General features: G+C 67.7%; 19 protein-coding genes and 1 tRNA gene. 11 read left to right on the top strand and 9 right to left on the bottom strand.

Annotated elements, in window-relative coordinates:
- Positions 1-38 precede the first annotated feature (38 nt).
- Positions 39-473 carry a DUF1841 family protein gene (locus I5803_RS15870; protein ID WP_196987302.1) on the top strand — a complete coding sequence of 145 codons (435 nt, stop codon included), beginning with the start codon at positions 39-41 and terminating at the stop codon, positions 471-473.
- Here the strand turns inward: I5803_RS15870 and I5803_RS15865 are convergent.
- Positions 470-1,423: a LysR substrate-binding domain-containing protein gene (locus tag I5803_RS15865; protein ID WP_196987301.1), complete on the bottom strand. Its 954-nt coding sequence runs from the start codon at positions 1,421-1,423 to the stop codon at positions 470-472. The two genes, I5803_RS15870 and I5803_RS15865, sit on opposite strands and share 4 nt — an antisense overlap.
- A 71-nt stretch (positions 1,424-1,494) precedes the next feature.
- Between I5803_RS15865 and pcaH the strand changes: the two genes are divergently transcribed.
- Entirely contained in the window at positions 1,495-2,199 is a 705-nt protein-coding gene (gene pcaH, locus I5803_RS15860; RefSeq protein WP_196987300.1) for a protocatechuate 3,4-dioxygenase subunit beta, read from the top strand.
- On the top strand, positions 2,199-2,819 hold the full coding sequence (pcaG, locus tag I5803_RS15855) for a protocatechuate 3,4-dioxygenase subunit alpha (RefSeq protein WP_231402431.1): 621 nt from the start codon (positions 2,199-2,201) through the stop codon (positions 2,817-2,819). The genes pcaH and pcaG overlap by 1 nt, the downstream gene beginning before the upstream one ends.
- 64 nt (positions 2,820-2,883) lie before the next feature.
- Here the strand turns inward: pcaG and I5803_RS15850 are convergent, their stop codons facing one another.
- Positions 2,884-3,615, bottom strand: coding sequence for a c-type cytochrome (locus I5803_RS15850; RefSeq protein WP_196987299.1), 732 nt, complete (start codon positions 3,613-3,615; stop codon positions 2,884-2,886).
- A gap of 89 nt (positions 3,616-3,704) precedes the next feature.
- Between I5803_RS15850 and I5803_RS15845 the strand changes: the two genes are divergently transcribed.
- The 7 genes from I5803_RS15845 to I5803_RS15815 all read left to right on the top strand — a co-directional run bounded on the left by I5803_RS15845 (position 3,705) and on the right by I5803_RS15815 (position 8,026).
- On the top strand, positions 3,705-4,547 hold the full coding sequence (locus tag I5803_RS15845) for an AAA family ATPase (RefSeq protein ID WP_196987298.1): 843 nt from the start codon (positions 3,705-3,707) through the stop codon (positions 4,545-4,547).
- 7 nt (positions 4,548-4,554) lie between these two features.
- On the top strand, positions 4,555-4,770 hold the full coding sequence (locus I5803_RS15840) for a hypothetical protein (protein ID WP_196988582.1): 216 nt from the start codon (positions 4,555-4,557) through the stop codon (positions 4,768-4,770).
- A complete protein-coding gene (locus tag I5803_RS15835; RefSeq protein WP_196987297.1) occupies positions 4,767-5,360 on the top strand; it encodes a GNAT family N-acetyltransferase in 594 nt (197 codons plus the stop codon). Before I5803_RS15840 ends, I5803_RS15835 begins: the two co-directional genes overlap by 4 nt.
- 3 nt (positions 5,361-5,363) lie before the next feature.
- A complete protein-coding gene (locus I5803_RS15830) occupies positions 5,364-6,278 on the top strand; it encodes a CPBP family intramembrane glutamic endopeptidase (RefSeq protein WP_196987296.1) in 915 nt (304 codons plus the stop codon).
- A 7-nt stretch (positions 6,279-6,285) separates the two neighbouring features.
- A complete protein-coding gene (locus I5803_RS15825; RefSeq protein WP_196987295.1) occupies positions 6,286-7,476 on the top strand; it encodes a vWA domain-containing protein in 1,191 nt (396 codons plus the stop codon).
- A 30-nt stretch (positions 7,477-7,506) separates the two neighbouring features.
- A tRNA-Arg gene (locus tag I5803_RS15820) sits at positions 7,507-7,581 on the top strand.
- 211 nt (positions 7,582-7,792) lie between these two features.
- Complete coding sequence (locus tag I5803_RS15815) at positions 7,793-8,026, top strand: hypothetical protein (protein ID WP_196987294.1); 234 nt, start codon at positions 7,793-7,795, stop codon at positions 8,024-8,026.
- 4 nt (positions 8,027-8,030) lie between these two features.
- On the opposite strand, the gene I5803_RS15810 is transcribed toward I5803_RS15815, so the two are convergent.
- Positions 8,031-9,644 (bottom strand): ABC transporter permease, encoded by a 1,614-nt coding sequence (locus I5803_RS15810; protein WP_196987293.1) that lies wholly within the window; start codon positions 9,642-9,644, stop codon positions 8,031-8,033.
- A 44-nt stretch (positions 9,645-9,688) separates the two neighbouring features.
- Here I5803_RS15810 and I5803_RS15805 point away from each other — a divergent pair, with 44 nt between their 5' ends.
- Positions 9,689-10,780, top strand: a complete 1,092-nt coding sequence (locus I5803_RS15805; protein WP_196987292.1) for an ABC transporter ATP-binding protein — start codon at positions 9,689-9,691, stop codon at positions 10,778-10,780.
- Here the strand turns inward: I5803_RS15805 and I5803_RS15800 are convergent.
- Genes I5803_RS15800 through I5803_RS15775 form a run of 6 tightly spaced genes read right to left on the bottom strand, consistent with a single transcriptional unit; the run spans position 10,766 to position 15,294 of the window.
- Positions 10,766-11,503, bottom strand: a complete 738-nt coding sequence (locus I5803_RS15800; RefSeq protein ID WP_196987291.1) for a lysophospholipid acyltransferase family protein — start codon at positions 11,501-11,503, stop codon at positions 10,766-10,768. The two genes, I5803_RS15805 and I5803_RS15800, sit on opposite strands and share 15 nt — an antisense overlap.
- 7 nt (positions 11,504-11,510) lie before the next feature.
- Positions 11,511-12,821, bottom strand: a complete 1,311-nt coding sequence (locus I5803_RS15795; protein ID WP_196987290.1) for a dihydroorotase — start codon at positions 12,819-12,821, stop codon at positions 11,511-11,513.
- Complete coding sequence (locus I5803_RS15790; protein WP_196987289.1) at positions 12,818-13,780, bottom strand: aspartate carbamoyltransferase catalytic subunit; 963 nt, start codon at positions 13,778-13,780, stop codon at positions 12,818-12,820. Before I5803_RS15790 ends, I5803_RS15795 begins: the two co-directional genes overlap by 4 nt.
- Before the next feature lie 7 nt (positions 13,781-13,787).
- Positions 13,788-14,285 (bottom strand): bifunctional pyr operon transcriptional regulator/uracil phosphoribosyltransferase PyrR, encoded by a 498-nt coding sequence (gene pyrR / locus I5803_RS15785; protein ID WP_196987288.1) that lies wholly within the window; start codon positions 14,283-14,285, stop codon positions 13,788-13,790.
- Positions 14,282-14,698: a Holliday junction resolvase RuvX gene (gene ruvX / locus I5803_RS15780; protein ID WP_196987287.1), complete on the bottom strand. Its 417-nt coding sequence runs from the start codon at positions 14,696-14,698 to the stop codon at positions 14,282-14,284. The genes pyrR and ruvX overlap by 4 nt, the downstream gene beginning before the upstream one ends.
- The gene (locus tag I5803_RS15775) at positions 14,695-15,294 is read right to left on the bottom strand and encodes a YqgE/AlgH family protein (protein ID WP_196987286.1); all 600 of its coding nucleotides are present in this window, start codon (positions 15,292-15,294) and stop codon (positions 14,695-14,697) included. Before I5803_RS15775 ends, ruvX begins: the two co-directional genes overlap by 4 nt.
- Between the last annotated feature and the right edge of the window lie 33 nt (positions 15,295-15,327).

The raw sequence follows: 15,327 nt of genomic DNA, 5'->3' as shown, positions 1-15,327 counted from the left end.
CGGCGCAAGGGAATTGACGTGCGTGCTACGCTGGCCGCATGTTCAATCCATCGCAAGAGGACGTGCGGCGGTTCTTCTGCGCCGTGCGCGCGAAGACCCGCGAAGGCAGTCCGCTCGACGCCCTGGAAGCGCTGGCCGGCCAGTGGATGCAGGAGCATCCGGAATACGATCCCGACCTCGTCGATGCCGATGCGGCGGTGGCGCGCCAGTACGACGGCCAGGACGGGCAGACCAACCCCTTCCTGCACCTGTCCATGCACCTGTCGATCAGCGAACAATGCTCCATCGACCAGCCGCGCGGCATCCGCCAGGCGGTGGAATTGCTGGCGGCCCGGCGCGATTCGCTGCATGACGCGCATCATGAAGCGATGGAATGCCTGGGCCAGATGCTCTGGGAAAGCCAGCGTTCGGGCAAGCCGCCGGACGGCAATGCCTACATCGCCTGCGTGCAGCGGCGCGCGACGCGGGACTAGCGGGAGCGCCCTGCGAGGGTCCGCAGCTGCGCGATGAATTCGCGTGCATGCACGGGCAGGTCCGCATCGCTGCGCACCAGCAACCCCACGGGTTCTTCCGTTCCGGGAGTCGGCAGCGCCAGCCGAACAAGCGTTCCCTGCGCGAGGTCGTCGGCCGCCGCACCGAGCGGGGTGAACCACACACTGTCGGAATCGCGCACGACGAGCCGCGCCACGGCCACGTCCAGTGTTTCGAGCCGCCGCGTCGCCGGCAACTTCAGGCCCCAGGACGACAGGAAGCTGTCGGTGCTGTGGCGCGGGATGGTCCCCTCGCCGTACACGACGAGTGGGTACTCCAGTACGGCATGGATCGACGCGGCAGGCAGGCCCGCCAAGGGATGGCCGGGCCGGGTGACCACCGCCAGCGATTCGGCCTGCAGGAGCTCGAACGACAGCCCCGCCATGTGCTGGGGATCCGCGATGCGCCCCAGCACGGCGTCCAGCTGCCCCGAGCGCAGCGATTCCAGCAGCGGAGCATTCGGCGCGGTGGTCAAGGTGACCGTCACTTGCGGTTGCGCCTGCCCGAACGCGGCAAGGGCCCGCGGCAGCCATGCGGGCGCCACGCTGGGCAGTGCGCCCAGGCGCAGGCGCGCGCCCGCGGCACGCGTGCCGCCTTCCATGCTCTCGGCTGCTTCACCGACGGCGTCGAGCACGCGCAGGGCATGCGCGAGCAAGTCTTCGCCGGCGGCGGTGAGGCGGGCGCCCTTGCGCCCTCGCTCGACCAGCCGCCGCCCCGACAGGGCTTCGAGTTCGGCGAGCGTTTTCGATACGGCGGGCTGGCTGAGCGCCAGCCGCTCCGCCGCCCGCGCGAGATTGCGCTCCTGCGCCACGGCGACCAGGCAACGCAGGTGGCGCAGCTGGACATTGCGGGCAAAGCCGGACGGCAAGGCAGGGACGGCTGGACGCGTCATTTACTCAAAGTGATTGAAAACTCCCAAACATTCAATTTACCTGCTTTCCGCTTATGCATATAGTGGCCCGCATGACCACCACCCTCTCCCCCCGCGGCTGGGAAAACCACCCGCCCTACGTCTACCCGGGTTACAAGTCCACCGTGAAACGCGGGCCCACGAAACCGCTGGTGCCGCTGAAGGCTGCCCCGGGCGAGATCGCCCAACCGGTGTATGGCCACGATGCGGTCGGCGAGCTCGACCACGACCTCACGCGCAATGCGCGCCGCAATGGCGAACCGATCGGCGAACGCATGGTGCTCACGGGCCAGGTGCTCGACGATCGCCGCCGCCCCGTCGCCAACACGCTCGTCGAACTGTGGCAGGCCAACGCCTGCGGCCGCTACGTGCACAAGGCCGACCAGCACGACGCGCCGCTGGACCCCAACTTCCTGGGCGCGGGCCGGTGCATGACGGACAGCGAGGGCCGCTATCGCTTCCTCACGATCAAGCCGGGCGCGTATCCGTGGGGCAACCATCCCAACGCGTGGCGTCCGCAGCACATCCACCTGTCGCTGTTCGGCCAGCACTTCGCCAGCCGCCTGGTCACGCAGATGTACTTCCCCGGTGACCCGCTGCACCAGTACGACCCCATGGTGATGAGCGCCCCCGAGCGGCTGCGCCGGCGCCTGATCGCGGACTTCAGCCTCGACGTGACCGAGGAAGGCTACGCGCTCGGCTATGTGTTCGACATGGTGCTGCGCGGCGCCGATGAAACCCCTTTCGAGAACCGCTGATGAAAACTCCTTCGATGATGAGCGGCCAGGCCGCCGATTTCGGGCCCACGCCGTCGCAGACGGTGGGCCCTTTCTTCGCGTACGGCCTGACCGCGCGCCAGTATGGCTATGACTTCGGCCAGCCCTTCGACGACGTCGTGGCGCTGCCCGAGGCCCCGGGCCAGCACATCGTGCTGGAAGGCCGCGTGCTCGACGGCGACGGACAGCCGATCATGGATGCCATGGTGGAGATCAGCCAGGCCGACTCGGCGGGCCGCTACCCCGCCGCAATCGCCGACGTGAAGGCCAGCGGCTTTCGCGCTTTCGGGCGCATGGGCACGGGCACGGATCCGGAGCTTCGCTTCCGCTTCCGGACGGTCAAGCCCGGCGCGGAAGGCCCGGGCCAGGCGCCGCACATCAACGTGATCGTCCTGATGCGCGGGCTGCTGCTCCACGCCTTCACCCGCGTGTACTTCAGCGACGAGGCACAGGCGAATGCGTCGGACGCCGCCCTGCAATCCGTTCCTGCCGAGCGCCGCTCTACCCTGATCGCGCAGCGGCAGGACAAGGGAGGCGTTCCTGTGTACACCTTCGATATCCACATGCAGGGCGCGCAGGAAACCGTGTTCTTCGACGTGTAAGCCGGAAGCGCACGCATGAAAAAAGGCCCGCGATGCGGGCCTTTTTCTTCGTGGTTGCGAGAGCCTAGTGCCTGAAGCGATGCTCGGGCACCACCTTCAGTTCGCCGTCCAGCGAGCCGACGTACTTGGCGAGCGCTTTCAGCTCGTCGTTGGAGAACTGCTTGGCGATCGCGCCCATGACGCCGTTGCTGCGCCCCACGGCGCGGTTCGCATCGGCCTTGTACGCCTTCAGCGCGACGAAAAGGTAATCCGGATGCTGGCCGGCGATCTTCGGGTACACGTCGATCGGCTTGGAGAAGTTCGATCCGTGGCAGGAGACGCAGGCAGCCTTTTGCAGGAGGGCGGCCACCTGAGGGTCGGGCGACTTGCTCGCCGCCTCCGGCAGCTTGGCGCCGTCCGAGCCGAGGCCCTCGTAGAAAGCCGCGATGTCGTTCATGTCCTGCTCGGACAGCGTGGTCGCGATGCCGCGCATGGTCGGGTGCTTGCGGTCGCCGGCCTTGTACGCCTTGAGCGCCGAGACGATGTACTTGGCGCTCTGGCCCGCGATCATCGGGACCTTGTGGACTTCGGGGAAGCTCGCCTGGTAGCCCTTGATGTTGTGGCAGCCGAAGCACATGGCCGTCTTGGCTTCCAGCGACTTGGCGCCCATCGGCGCGGGGGCGGCGGCCTTCGCCGAAGCCGCGGGGGCCGCCGCGGCAGCCGATGCCGCCGGTGCGGCGGCGGGCGCCTGGGCCAGGGCCAGGCCGGTCACGGAAGCGACAGCCAGGGCGAAAAGCGTGGTCAACAACTTGTTCATTTTGCGCGCACAATCACAAGGAAAGTATCTGATCTCGGATCAACCTTCGATTATATCCGGCGCCATCCGCGCATTCACCGCAGCACCCCATGAAGTTCCAAGGCTCACAGAACTACGTCGCCACGCAAGACCTGATGCTGGCGGTCAACGCGGCCATCACCCTCAAGCGTCCCCTGCTCGTCAAGGGCGAACCCGGCACCGGCAAGACCATGCTGGCCGAGGAAGTGGCCCAGGCGCTGGGCGTGCCGCTCCTGCAGTGGCACATCAAGTCCACCACCAAGGCGCAGCAGGGCCTGTACGAGTACGACGCGGTGAGCCGCCTGCGCGATTCGCAGCTCGGCGACGAAAAGGTGAAGGACATCCACAACTACATCGTGAAGGGCGTGCTTTGGCAGGCCTTCACCTCGGAGCAGCCCGTCGCGCTCCTGATCGACGAGATCGACAAGGCCGACATCGAGTTCCCCAACGACCTGCTGCGCGAGCTCGACCGCATGGAGTTCTACGTGTACGAGACGCGCGAACTCGTGCGGGCGAAGCATCGGCCGCTCGTGTTCATCACGTCCAACAACGAGAAGGAACTGCCGGACGCCTTCCTGCGCCGCTGCTTCTTCCACTACATCAAGTTCCCCGACGCCGACACGATGAAGCAGATCGTCGACGTGCACTTCCCCGGCCTCAAGAAGGAGCTGCTCACCTCGGCGATGAAGACCTTCTACGACGTGCGCAACCTGCCCGGCCTGAAGAAGAAGCCATCCACCAGCGAACTCCTCGACTGGCTCAAGCTGCTCGTCGCGGAAGATATCCCGCTGGAAGCGCTGCAAAGCAAGGACGACAAGGTCGCGGTGCCGCCGCTCGTCGGCGCGCTGCTGAAGAACGAACAGGACGTGACGCTCTTCGAGAAGCTCGTCTTCATGCAGCGCCACAACCGCTGACGTGGCGATGCACCCGCTGCTGGCCGAAGGCCTGACCGATGCGATCGGGTTCGTCACCGGCGCGCTCATCGCCTACGCGGTGAGCGACTTCTTCGGCTTCAATCCCCTGGCCGCGGGCGACAGGGCCATCGTCGGCCTCGTCCTGTGCGGGATCGGCGGCGGGGCCGGCGTGCAACTTGCGCGCCGCTGGCGCGCATCGCGAAGGAAGGACCGTTCCGGATGAAAAAGCCGCAACCCTGCACCCTCGAATCGCCGCTGGTGCGGCTGGAGCCGATGTCGCCCGGCCACGTGGAGGCGCTCGAGGCCGCGGCGCGCGACGGCGAGCTCTGGAACCTGCGCATCACTTCCGTCCCGGCGCCGGGCGAGGCGCAGGCTTACGTGGCCGCCGCGCTCAAGGGGCAGGAAGACGGCCACATGCTGCCCTTCGTCGTGCGCGACCTCGCGAGCGGCACCATCGCGGGCACCACGCGCTACCACGACATCGTCACGCCGATCGAGCGCCTGGAGATCGGCTACACCTGGTACGGCAAGCGCTGGCAGCGCAGCCACGTGAACACGAGCTGCAAGCTGCTGCTGATGGCGCATGCCTTCGAGACCCTGGGCGCGAAGCTCGTGGGCTGGCGCACCGACAACTACAACTTCGCGAGCCAGCGCGCGATCGAGCGGCTCGGCGCGAAGAAGGACGGCGTGCTGCGCCACCACGCGCCGCGCCGCGACGGCACGGTGCGCGACACCGTGATGTACAGCCTCACCGCCGGCGAGTGGCCCGAGGTGAAGGCCCATCTGAATTACCAGCTTGCCAGGCCGCGCTGACCCATGCTTGCGTACCGGACACCCGCCGACGCGCCGAAATGGAAGCGCCGCGCCCTCTACTCGCCCCTGGCGCGCATCGTGATCTTCGCCCTGCTCGCCGCGGCGATCCTGTTCCTCATGAGCCTGGGCGTCGCCGCGCTCGGGCTGGACCAGAAGAGCGCGCCGGTGATGGCGCGCCGCATATCGTATTTCCTGCGGCAGCTGGTCCCGTTCCTGGGCGCCTACCTCTTCCTCGTCTACGTGATCGAGAAGCGGCGGCCCGTCGAAATCGCCTGGCGCAAGGTCATCCCCGACGGGGCCATCGGCCTGGCCGCGGGACTGCTCTTCATCAGCAGCGTCGTCGCGGTGCTCTGGCTGGTGGGCAGCTACGTGGTGACCGGCACCAACCCGGAGGTGGAATGGGTCCGTCCCCTGCTCCTGGCCGGACTGGGCACCGCCATCGCCGAGGAAATCGTGTTTCGCGGGGTGCTGTTCCGCATCACCGAGGAGGGCCTGGGCACCTGGCCCGCCGTCCTGGTCTCGGCGCTCTTCTTCGGCGGCGTTCACATCATGAATCCCGGCGCCACGGTATGGAGTTCCGTGGCGATCGCGATCGAAGCGGGCGCGTTGCTGGGACTGGCCTACCACGTGACGCGCTCGCTGCCGCTCGTGATGGGCATCCACATGGCGTGGAACTTCTCGCAGGGCACCCTCTTCGGGATTCCCGTCTCGGGCAACGGCGAGAAAGGTTTTCTCGTCTCCACCCGCCCCGGCCCGGACTGGCTGTCCGGGGGCAGCTTCGGCGCCGAGGCGTCCGTCGTGGCCGTGCTGATCAGCGTCATCGCCTCGGCCGCCTTGATCGCCTACGCCCGGCGCCACGGGACGATCTTCGTGCGTGGGAAGCAGTCGGCGCCGATAATGGAAACCGTCCCCTCGTAGGCACACCATGCTGATCGATTTCTTCTACACGTTGCGCAGCGCCAAGCTGCCCGTCTCGGTGAAGGAGTACCTCACCCTCGTCGAGGCGCTGCAGGCCGGCGTCGTCGGGCCTGAGAGCGACGGCGCGTACAGCATGGACGACTTCTACTACCTCTCGCGCACCGCGCTCGTGAAGGACGAGAAGCATTACGACAAGTTCGACCGCGCTTTCGCCGCCTACTTCAAGGGCGTGGAGATGGTGGCCGACTTCACGAAGGACGTGCCGCTCGAATGGCTGCGCAAGAACCTCGAGCTCGAACTCTCGCCCGAGGAGAAAGCCAAGATCGAGAAGATGGGCTGGGACGAGCTCATGGAAACGCTGAAGAAGCGCTTCGAGGAACAGAAGGACCGCCACGAGGGCGGCAGCAAGATGATCGGCACCGGCGGCACCTCGCCCTTCGGCGCGTACGGCTTCAATCCGCAGGGCATCCGCATCGGCCAGGACAAGGGCCGCAACAAGAGCGCGGTGAAGGTCTGGGACCAGCGCGCCTACAAGGATTACGACGACAGCCAGGAGCTCGGCACGCGCAACATCAAGGTCGCCTTGCGGCGCCTGCGCAAGTTCGCGCGCGAAGGCTCGGCCGACGAGCTGGACCTGGACGACACCATCCGCTCCACTGCCGCGAACGCCGGCTGGCTGGACATCAAGATGGTCCCCGAGCGCCACAACAACGTGAAGATCCTGCTGCTGATGGACGTCGGCGGCACGATGGACGAGCACATCCACCGCGTGGAGGAAATGTTCTCCGCGGCGAAGGCGGAGTTCAAGCACCTGGAGTTCTATTACTTCCACAACTGCGTGTACGACTTCATGTGGAAGAACAACCGGCGCCGCTTTTCCGAGAAGTTCGCGACCTGGGACATCATCCGCAAGTACAACAAGGACTACAAGCTGATCTTCGTGGGCGACGCGACGATGAGCCCCTACGAGATCCTGCAGCCGGGCGGCAGCGTGGAGTACAACAACGAGGAAGCCGGCGCGGAGTGGATCCAGCGCCTGACCAACGCCTTCCCGAAGTTCGCCTGGATCAACCCCGAGCCCCAGGGCGTCTGGCAATACCGCCAGAGCATCAGCGTCATCCAGCAGCTGATGAACCAGCGTATGTATCCGCTCACTATCAAGGGGCTCGAGGAAGCGATGCGGCTGCTGTCGAAGTAGCCCTCCACCCCCCTTTACAATGGCGCGCTCGCCGCCGTAGTTCAATGGATAGAACGAGCGCCTCCTAAGCGCTAGATACAGGTTCGATTCCTGTCGGTGGTACCAAACTTCCCCGTTGGGGCACCCTACATTTTTTGTGGGTGTCGTCCTACAGCTTCTCCCCGCCCGTTCCGTAAATTGGTGCCACGCACCCGGTTACAGCTGTCACGCGCGCATTGCAAGGGCGTCACTGCAATGTCAAATCCCGCGACTACGATGGCTGATCAGGCAGTGCGAATCGAAAGCAAAAAGAGCGAGACAAGAAGCGAGGTTCCCCATGACGTCCGCAGACTTCCGCGTCGAGAGCAGTCATCCCATTGCAGCCCGGCTGCTGCCGGTCCAGGGCTTGCGACAATACTTCTTCAGCGACCAGTCGCTGGCCGTGGCGATGGCCGCCAAGAGCGTCACCAGCCCCTGCGGCCAGGAAATCCGCGTGGTGCACGTACCCACCGGCGAAGTCGTTTTTCGGAAAGCCGCCTCCTCGCGGCCGGACCCGGCCGACGACCTGTGACCCGCTAGCTGCGCGTCCGCAGCGCGCGGCTCAGGAGCATCACCGGGATCAGCCCCACCAGCACGAGCGCGAGCGAGGGCAAGGCCGCCTCCCCCAGGCGTTCGTCGCGCGCGAGCTGGTAGGCGACCACCGCGAGCGTGTCCGAATCGAAGGGCCGCAGCACCAGGGTCGCCGGCAGTTCCTTCATCACGTCGACGAAGACCAGCAAACCCGCCGCGAGCACGGAGCGCCGCAGCAGCGGCCAGTGCACGCGCCCCAGCAGCCCGAAGCCTGCGGCGCCGAGCATGCGCGCGCTGTCGTCGACGCTCGCCGGGATGCGCGTGTAGCCGCTTTGCACCGATTGCAGCGCCACCGACACGAAGCGCACGAGGTACGCCCACACGACGCCGAGCACGGTGGCCGTGACCCACGCGCCCGCGCCGGAAGTCGGCGCGACCTGCTGCAGCCAGCCGGTGGGCAGCAACAACCCCACGACGATCACCGCGCCGGGCACCGCGTATCCCAAGGAGGCGAGCCGCACGACGCCTTGCGTGACCGCCCCGGGCGCGCGGCGCAGGCTGAACGCCATGAGCAACGCGGCAGCCACGGCGAGCGCGGCGCTGATCGCACCCAGCCGCACACTGTTGAAGGACCACTGCAGGAAGCGGTCCCAGGGCAGCACCGTCCACTCGGCCGCCAGCGGCCGCAACATGAAGAGCACCGGCAGCACGAAGCCGAGCAGCACGGGCACCGTGCACAGCGCGAATGCCGCCGCCGCATGCCGGCCGCGCAGGCGCATCGGCTGCGCTTCCGCAGACCCGACGCGCGCGCCCCGGCCGCCGGCAAAGCGCATGCGCTGCTGGGCGCGCCGCTCCAGGCCCAGCAACGTCGCCACGACCACCAGCAGCACGGTGGCCAGTTGCGCCGCCGCGATGCGGTTGTCCATCGACAGCCAGGCCTTGTAGATGCCCGTGGTGAAGGTCTGGATGCCGAAGTAGCTGGAGACGCCGAAGTCCGCCAGCGTTTCCATGAGCGCGAGCGCCACGCCCGCCGCGATGGCGGGGCGTGCGAGCGGAAACGCCACCGAGCGCAACCGGCGGCGCAGCGGCGCCCCCAACAGCCGCGCCGCCTCCATCAGGTGCCCGGCACGCTCGCCCAATGCGGTGCGTGCCAGCAGGTACACGTAGGGATAGAGAGAAAAGACGAACACCAGGGCCGCACCTCCAAGGCTGCGCACCTCCGGCAGCACGCGGCCCTGCAATCCGAAGGTCGCGCGCAGCCACGATTGCAGCGGCCCGCTGAACTGCAGGTAGTCGGTGTACGCATAGGCCACCACGTAGGCAGGCATCGCGAGCGGCAGCAACAGGGCCCACTCGAAGAGGCGGCGGCCCGGGAAATCGAACAGCGTCACCGCCGCTGCCGCGCCGCCGCCCACCACCGCGACGCCGGCCCCGACCGCCACGCAGAGCACGAGGCTGGTCCACGCGTAACCGGGAAGAACCGTGCCCGCCATCTCGCGCAGGATCTGCGCGCTGGCCGCATCCCATTGCAGCCACGACACGAGCACCGCCGCCACCGGCAGCACGAGCAGCGAGGCCAGCAGCAACAGGGCAAGGTCTTGGAGCCGGCGCACGAGCATGCCCAAATTGTAGGCATGCCAATCGTGCACCCTAGAATGGATGCATGTTCGTCGAGGTCTCGCAGCTGCGTGTTCGTTATCCGGGCCGGGACCGCCCGGCCGTCGACCAGGTGTCGTTCGGGCTGCGCGCGGGCGACATCGGCGTGCTGATCGGGCCCTCGGGCTGCGGCAAGACGACCCTGCTTCGTGCCGTGGCGGGCCTGGAGCCCGTCGCATCGGGCGAAGTGCGCATCGGCGGCCAGGTCGTGGGCAGCGCCTCGCTCCATGTGCCTCCGGAATCGCGGCGTATCGGCATGGTCTTCCAGGACTACGCGCTCTTTCCGCATCTCGACGTCGGCCACAACGTCGGCTTCGGCATCCATCACCTGCCCCGGGCACAACGCGCGGCCCGCGTGGCGGAGGTGCTGGAACTCGTGGGCCTCGGCGGCATCGAGCGGCGGCACCCGCACGAACTCTCCGGCGGCCAGCAACAGCGAGTCGCGCTGGCGCGGGCGCTGGCGCCGCAACCGCAATTGCTGCTGCTCGACGAGCCCTTCTCCAACCTCGACGTGGACCTGCGCGAACGCCTGGCCCATGAAATCCGCGCGATCCTCAAGGCGGCGACCGCCACCGCGCTCTTCGTCACGCACGACCAGCTCGAGGCCTTCGCCACGGGAGACGTGATCGGCGTGATGCACGAGGGCAAGCTGCACCAGTGGGACGACGCGTACACGCTCTATCACCGGCCCGCGACGCGCTTCGTCGCGGACTTCATCGGCCACGGCGTCTTCGCACCCGCGACCTTGCGCGAGGAAGGCGAGCAGGTGATCGTCCAGACGCCCCTCGGCGATCTCGCCGACGTCGCGGAGTGTCCGCTGCCGACCGCCTTCGAGTCGGGCGCCTGCGACGTGCTGCTGCGCGCCGACGACATCGTCCACGATGACGACGCGCCGGTGAAGGCCGAGATCGTGCGCAAGGCCTTCCGCGGTTCCGAGTTCCTCTACACGCTGCGGCTGGCCGGCGGGCAGACCGTCCTCGCGCACGTGCCCAGCCACCATGACCACAAGATCGGCGAATGGATCGGCATCCGCGCGGAGGTGGACCATGTGGTCACGTTCGCGCGCAACACGAACGCAGCAGGTTCAGGACCTGCGTAGGTCGTCGACGACGGTCCGCAGATCGCCCGCCCAGGTGCGCCGGTCGCGGCCGTGGGCCCATTCCGGTTCGCCATAGGACACCACCGCGGCGATCGGCGGTCCGCTCAAGGTGCTCCACACGGATCCGAGCAGCGTGTCGTCCCCGATGTAGCAGGGCGTGAGGCTCGGCTCGCCGCTCGCCCTGTCGATGAACCGGAGCGCCACCGGTTGCACCGGCGTGCCGGTGGCCACTGCCGCCTGGATCAGGTTGCCGTGAAACGGGAGCAGCGTCGTGCCATCGCTCGTCGTGCCTTCCGGGAAGACCGCGAGGATCTCCCCGCGGCCGAGGCTCTCGGCCATCCTGTGCACCACGCGCATCGCATCGCGACGCGACTCGCGTTCGATGTACAGCGTGCCCCCCGCGGTAGCCATCCTGCCGATCAGCGGCCAGTGGCGCACCTCCGACTTCGCGACGAAGCGGCAATGCCGCGCCGCGTGCATGACGAGGATGTCCAGCCAGGAAATGTGGTTCGCGGCGAGCAGCACCGGCCCGGTGCGGGGCGGGTTCCCGCGCACCTCCAGCGTGACGCCGATGCACTCGAGCATTTCGCGGGACCAGGACTGCACACGCGCTTGGCGTCGCGCATCGCCCCAGCCCGGGAACAGGAACAGGATGGTCGCGAAACCGTGGAGCGCGTGGATCACCGCGCGCATGAGCCTCCATGCGGCGCGCAAGCCGTTCATCGGCTGCTCACGCAGGCTGCACCGCGCGGGCCTCGAAAGCCAGTTGCCCTGCGGCGACCGTGCAGCGCACGCGTCCCGGGAGGGCATAGCCCGAGAACGGGGTGTGCTTGCCCTGGCTGCGCAACGCCTCGTCGGTGACCGTCCACTCCGCCTGCGGATCGAACACGCAGACGTCCGCGATGCCGCCCTCCACCAGCCGGCCCACGCTCGCATGCAGCGTCCCGAGTGCGCCGCCGAGCACGCGCGCCGGCTCGCTCGTGAGCACCGCAAGCGAACGCGTGAGGCCGACGCCGCTCTCCTGCCCCCACTTCAACGACAGGGACAGGAGCAGCTCCAGCCCCGTGGCCCCGGGTTCCGCTTCCGCGAACGGCAGGGTCTTCTCGTCCTCGTCCACGGGTGTGTGGTCGGACACGAGCGCGTCGATGGTGCCGTCGGCCAAGGCCTCGCGCAGGGCGTCGCGGTCGCGCTGCTGGCGCAGCGGCGGGCTCAGGCGCATCCGCGAATCGAAGTAGCCGATGTCCACGTCGGTGAGGTGCAGGGAATTGATGCTGGCATCGCAGGTCACGGGCAGCCCCTGGTCCTTCGCCTGGCGCACCAGGTCGACGCCGGCCGCGCTGCTGATGCGGCACAGGTGCACGCGCGCGCCCGTGGCTTTCATCAGCTCGAAGATGGTGTGCAGCGCGATCGTCTCGGCGGCCACGGGGATGCCCGACAGGCCGAGCCGCGTGGCCAGCGCCCCGCTGGCGGCCACGCCGCTGCCCAGGTAGAGCTCCTGCGGGCGCAGCCACACCGCGTACCCATGCGTCGATGCGTACTGCAGCGCGCGCTGCATCACCTGCGTGCTGGCGAGCGGCACGTCGGCCTGGCTGAAACCCACGCATCCCGCTTCCGTGAGTTCGGCCATCTCCGTCAGGGTCTCGCCTTGCAGGTTGCGCGTCAGCGCGCCCAGCGGAAACACACGCGCCTGGTGCAGCTTCTCCGAGCGGAACTTCAGCATCTCGACCAGCCCCGGCTCGTCGAGCACGGGCTCGGTGTCGGGCGGGCAGACCAGACTCGTCACGCCCCCGGCGACCGCCGCGGCCATCTCGCTTTCCAGCATGCCTTCGTGTTCATGGCCCGGCTCGCGCAGGCGGGCGGCCAGGTCGACGAGGCCCGGCGCGACGATGCAGCCTTTCGCGTCGATGGTCTTGCTCGGCGCGAATCCTGCGGGCGTCGCACCGATCGACACGATGCGGCCCGCGGCGATCGCGACGTCGCAGATTTCGTCGCGGTTGGTGGCCGGGTCGATCACGCGGCCGTTTCGGATCAGGATTTTCATGCTTCGTTCCCCGCGACGATGCTCATCACCGCCATGCGCACCGCGATGCCGAAGGTGACCTGCGGCAGGATCACGCTCTGCTTGCCATCCACCACGGCGGAATCGATCTCCACGCCGCGGTTGATCGGCCCCGGGTGCATCACGATCGCGTCGGGCTTGGCGTGGCGCAGCTTCTCGGCGGTGAGGCCGTAGCATTTGAAGAATTCCTGCGACGAAGGCAGGAGCGCGCCGCTCATCCGCTCGTTCTGCAGCCGCAGCATGATGACCACGTCGCAGCCGGCGATGCCTTCTTCCAGCGTGTGGAAGACCTTCACGCCCATCTGCGCCATGTCGGCGGGCACGAGCGTCTTGGGCCCGACGACGCGCACTTCCGCGCAGCCGAGCGTCGTGAGCGCATGGATGTCCGAGCGCGCGACGCGCGAATGCAGCACGTCGCCCACGATGGCGACGGTGAGATTGGAGAAGTCTTTCTTGTAGTGCCGGATCGTGTACATGTCCAGCAGCCCCTGCGTGGGGTGCGCGTGGCGGCCGTCGCCGGCGTTGATCACATGGACGTGCGGCGCGACATGCTGCGCGATCAGGTAGGGCGCGCCCGACTCGCTGTGCCGCACCACGAAGAGGTCCGCCGCCATCGCGGAGAGGTTGGCGATCGTGTCGAGCAGCGATTCGCCCTTGGACGCCGACGAGCGCGCGATGTCGAGGTTGATCACGTCGGCCGACAGGCGCGTCGCCGCGATCTCGAAGGTCGTGCGCGTGCGCGTGGAGTTTTCGAAGAAGAGGTTGAAGACGCTCTTGCCGCGCAGCAGCGGCACTTTCTTCACCTCGCGGTCGCTCACGCTCACGAAGCTCGCGGCGGTGTCGAGGATGTGCGTGACGATGTCGCGTGGCAGCCCTTCCACCGACAGCAGGTGGACGAGTTCGCCGTGTTTGTTGAGTTGCGGGTTTCGCTTGTAGAGCATGAGGTGATCAGCCTTCCACCTTGAAACTGAACTTGCCCGCCTCGTCGCGGGCGAGGGCGAGCGACTGGTTCGTGGGCACCGACACCCGCGCTGCCGCGAAGTCGGGCTGCAGCGGCAACTCGCGGCCGCCGCGATCCACCAGCACCGCAAGCTTCACGGAAGCGGGCCGGCCGTAGTCGAAGAGTTCGTTGATGACCGCCCGGATCGTGCGCCCGGTGTACAGCACGTCGTCGAGCAGGATGATGCTGGCGCCGTTCACGTCGAAGTCCAGCTGCGTCTGCCGGCCCGCGCCGGTCATCCCGCGCTGGGCGAAGTCGTCGCGGTGCATCGCCGACGAGATGATGCCGACGGCGCCCGGCAGCGCGAGGTCGCGGTGCAGGCGTTCCGCCAGCCAGGCGCCGCCCGAGGTGATGCCGACCAGCTTCGCGTCGCCGGTGCGCATGGACCTGACGCCGGCCAGCAGTTCGCGATAGAGCGCTTCGGCGTCGAGCACCAGATTGCTCATGAGAGGCTCCTGAGAAATTGTTCGAGGATCACGCAGGCCGCCCCGGCATCGGCATCGGCCGCTCCCTGCGCCAGCGCTTCGGTGGTGCTGTAGCGCTCGTCGACTTCGTAGACGGGCTGCTTCAGCCGGCCGCGCAGCTGGCGCGCGAATTTCTTCGCCCGGGCCGTATTGTCGTGGCTCGCGCCGTCGGGATGGAAGGGCACGCCCACCACCACAGCATCCGGCTGCCACTGAGCGACACGCGCCTCGGCCTGCTCCAGCCGTGCCTGCGCGGCGTCGGCGCGGATCGTGGGCTGCGGCGTGGCCGTGCGCAGCATGCGATTGCCGACGGCCACGCCGGTGCGGCGGGCCCCGAAATCGAAAGCGAGAAAGGTTTGGAAGTGAGGGGGGACGTCGAGCACCCCGGTGCTCATGCGTGCCCCGCGTCCGGAGACAGCATCCAGGCCTCGAGCCCCAGCAGGGACAGCGCCTTGGCATAGCGCTGCTCCACCGGCGTGTCGAAGATCACCGAGAGGTCCGCTCCAACCGTCAGCCAGCTGTTTTCGAGCAGCTCGGATTCGAGCTGGCCCTCGCCCCAGGCCGAATATCCGAGCGAGATGAGCACCTTGCGGGGCCCAGCACCGGTCGCCAGGGCCTCGAGCACGTCCTTCGAGGTGGTCATCTCGAGGCCGCCGGGAATCGTCATCGTGGAGGCGTAGACGGGTTCGGTCTTCTCGTCCTGGGATGCGAACACCGCTTCATGCAGGACGAAGCCGCGCTCGGTCTGGACGGGACCGCCCTGGAACACGGGGGTGCGCGCGAGGTCGTCGCGGCCCAGCGGCAATTCGACCTTGTCGAAGAGCTTGCGCAGGTCGATATCGCTGGGCTTGTTGATCACGAGGCCGAGGGCCCCGCGCGAGCTGTGCTCGCACAGATAGACCACGCTCTTCGCGAAAGCCTCGTCTTCCATCCCGGGCATCGCAATCAGGAAGTGATGCGTCAGGTTGATCGGGTCGGCATCGGCGGGCATGATCCCCATTTTAGCTCCGCCCCGCCTGCCGTG

The organism is Caenimonas aquaedulcis, from assembly GCF_015831345.1.
GTDB classification, from domain to species: Bacteria; Pseudomonadota; Gammaproteobacteria; order Burkholderiales; family Burkholderiaceae_C; genus Ramlibacter; species Ramlibacter aquaedulcis.
This window is presented reverse-complemented; position numbering and strand designations above follow the sequence as displayed.

Coding starts and splice junctions, on each gene's coding strand:
- I5803_RS15870 (WP_196987302.1), top strand. CDS start 39: ATGTTCAATCCATCGCAAGAGGACGTGCGGCGGTTCTTCTGCGCCGTG.
- I5803_RS15865 (WP_196987301.1), bottom strand. CDS start 1,423: ATGACGCGTCCAGCCGTCCCTGCCTTGCCGTCCGGCTTTGCCCGCAAT.
- pcaH (WP_196987300.1), top strand. CDS start 1,495: ATGACCACCACCCTCTCCCCCCGCGGCTGGGAAAACCACCCGCCCTAC.
- pcaG (WP_231402431.1), top strand. CDS start 2,199: ATGAAAACTCCTTCGATGATGAGCGGCCAGGCCGCCGATTTCGGGCCC.
- I5803_RS15850 (WP_196987299.1), bottom strand. CDS start 3,615: ATGAACAAGTTGTTGACCACGCTTTTCGCCCTGGCTGTCGCTTCCGTG.
- I5803_RS15845 (WP_196987298.1), top strand. CDS start 3,705: ATGAAGTTCCAAGGCTCACAGAACTACGTCGCCACGCAAGACCTGATG.
- I5803_RS15840 (WP_196988582.1), top strand. CDS start 4,555: ATGCACCCGCTGCTGGCCGAAGGCCTGACCGATGCGATCGGGTTCGTC.
- I5803_RS15835 (WP_196987297.1), top strand. CDS start 4,767: ATGAAAAAGCCGCAACCCTGCACCCTCGAATCGCCGCTGGTGCGGCTG.
- I5803_RS15830 (WP_196987296.1), top strand. CDS start 5,364: ATGCTTGCGTACCGGACACCCGCCGACGCGCCGAAATGGAAGCGCCGC.
- I5803_RS15825 (WP_196987295.1), top strand. CDS start 6,286: ATGCTGATCGATTTCTTCTACACGTTGCGCAGCGCCAAGCTGCCCGTC.
- I5803_RS15815 (WP_196987294.1), top strand. CDS start 7,793: ATGACGTCCGCAGACTTCCGCGTCGAGAGCAGTCATCCCATTGCAGCC.
- I5803_RS15810 (WP_196987293.1), bottom strand. CDS start 9,644: ATGCTCGTGCGCCGGCTCCAAGACCTTGCCCTGTTGCTGCTGGCCTCG.
- I5803_RS15805 (WP_196987292.1), top strand. CDS start 9,689: ATGTTCGTCGAGGTCTCGCAGCTGCGTGTTCGTTATCCGGGCCGGGAC.
- I5803_RS15800 (WP_196987291.1), bottom strand. CDS start 11,503: ATGAACGGCTTGCGCGCCGCATGGAGGCTCATGCGCGCGGTGATCCAC.
- I5803_RS15795 (WP_196987290.1), bottom strand. CDS start 12,821: ATGAAAATCCTGATCCGAAACGGCCGCGTGATCGACCCGGCCACCAAC.
- I5803_RS15790 (WP_196987289.1), bottom strand. CDS start 13,780: ATGCTCTACAAGCGAAACCCGCAACTCAACAAACACGGCGAACTCGTC.
- pyrR (WP_196987288.1), bottom strand. CDS start 14,285: ATGAGCAATCTGGTGCTCGACGCCGAAGCGCTCTATCGCGAACTGCTG.
- ruvX (WP_196987287.1), bottom strand. CDS start 14,698: ATGAGCACCGGGGTGCTCGACGTCCCCCCTCACTTCCAAACCTTTCTC.
- I5803_RS15775 (WP_196987286.1), bottom strand. CDS start 15,294: ATGCCCGCCGATGCCGACCCGATCAACCTGACGCATCACTTCCTGATT.